At 42.2% G+C, this 1,672-nt stretch carries 1 protein-coding gene and 1 pseudogene; both read right to left on the bottom strand.

Annotated features, from left to right (window positions below):
* Positions 1–94: 94 nt before the first annotated feature.
* A complete protein-coding gene (locus GT495_RS10595; protein ID WP_161162600.1) occupies positions 95–484 on the bottom strand; it encodes a sigma-70 family RNA polymerase sigma factor in 390 nt (129 codons plus the stop codon).
* Positions 485–1,020: 536 nt separating this feature from the next.
* A pseudogene (locus tag GT495_RS10590) lies at positions 1,021–1,672 on the bottom strand (hypothetical protein); the annotation flags it as partial.

Here is a 1,672-nt window from a genome sequence, read left to right as displayed (position 1 = left end):
ATAGGAAAGTCATAGATGCGGGCGTGTTGGCTAAAATGGGTCGGCCGGGATTGGTCAATCTCGGCCGACTATATTTGGCTAAAAAAATCCGACGCTAACAAGAGCTTGTCCGCCTGTACTGTATCGTGCTTCTCGATGTATTGAACAACTTCGCAATCTCGGTGTCGTTCATTCCCTCGAAATAGTACAGGAGTACGGCTTTGCGCTTTTCTTCCGGCAAAGTACGGATTGCTTCAAGAAGCAGCTTCGGCGTGATTTTCTTCCCGGCTTTCTCAAAGACGGTTTCGGCGGTTTCCCGTTTGAAATATTCATCAAAGGTATGAAGCTGCCGCGCTTCGTCTAAGGGCAAATCGGAAAAGGTGACTTCCCTTGCCTTATGCCTGTGCAGCTCCCTGTGAGCGTCACACGCTTCATTGTGCAGCACCGTATTACAAAACTTCTGAAAAGCACATTGTTTGTAAAACTCCCTGCTATTAGGTTCCACATTCTCACCTCCTTTCTCGTTGGAAAGTTGGTGGTGCTTCCCCCTTTTCGCGGGGCAATACGGCGTTTTTGAAAAACGCCGAAGATTTTTTGAAATTTTTTCAAAAAATTTTTTGAGCAGCAAAATACGCCTGTCCGAAAAGCCCGGACAGGCGTATAGGTATTGTAAGCAGTATTTAGATGATTAGACAGTTCATAGTCAAGGGTAGAGAGGTTCCCGGCGGTGGTCGGGCTTTTTTTGATATGTCAATGACCGTCGGATTTTGTCGATAGGGTATGTGCTTCATGGCGGCTACCTCCTTTAGCCGCCGCTTTTAACAGTGATACCGCGTCATTTCATTAGAAGATAAAAAGAAACGGCGGCTTTGATTTTTCAAAGCTGCTGCGGAAATCAAAGAACGACAAGCAACAGTTCTGATTTTGCTCCAATATGGTTATTAGGGGCACAAATTAAAATCAAAAAAGAGCCGATAACAGCAGTATTTCAAACTGCATATTATCGGCTCTGCGTCTGTGCGTCTGGCTCTTTTAATTAAATTATTTCTGTTGTTTTTTGGCTTTATTATATGTATTAGCTAACTGTCCACAAGCTGCTTTAATCTTTCTACCATGAGAAACTCTCATGGTAACTTCAAGTCCTGTTTGCTCTAATTGATGTTTGAACGCAACCATTTCTTGTTTTTGTGGTGCTCTAATTTTTGAATTACTCGTCGGGTTGTATTGCAGCACGTTAATCATAACATTTTTGCCCTTAAACCATTTTGCAAGTTGCCTTATATCTGAGGAACGGTCATTTATACCTGGTAAAAGCAAATACGCAAATACCACTTTTCGATTATGCCTTTGAGAATAGGACAATGCTTGCTTAACAACATCTTCAATAGCGTACATGTGCATATGAGGAATGATACAGTTTCTCGCAGCCTGTGTTGCTGCATGTAAAGATATTGTCAACTGAATTTTTAGATGTTCTTCGCGCAATTTTTTTAATTGATTAACTGGACCAACTGTTGATACGGTAATGCCGTCGGTTGGAAAGTTAAGTCCATTTCTATCTCGAAGAATATGGATTGCTGCAATCAAGTTGTCGTAATTGAATAAAGGTTCTCCCACCTTGATTATCAACTTTATCCGAACACCTCCCACATTCATCCGCACATGTGCGGATGAATGTGGGAACCCGATACCT

The sequence above is a fragment of the Collinsella sp. BIOML-A6 genome (assembly GCF_009875845.1).
Lineage (GTDB): Bacteria > Actinomycetota > Coriobacteriia > Coriobacteriales > Coriobacteriaceae > Collinsella > Collinsella aerofaciens_H.
The sequence above is the reverse complement of the archived record's forward strand: the minus strand, read 5'-3'. Positions and strand labels throughout refer to the sequence as shown.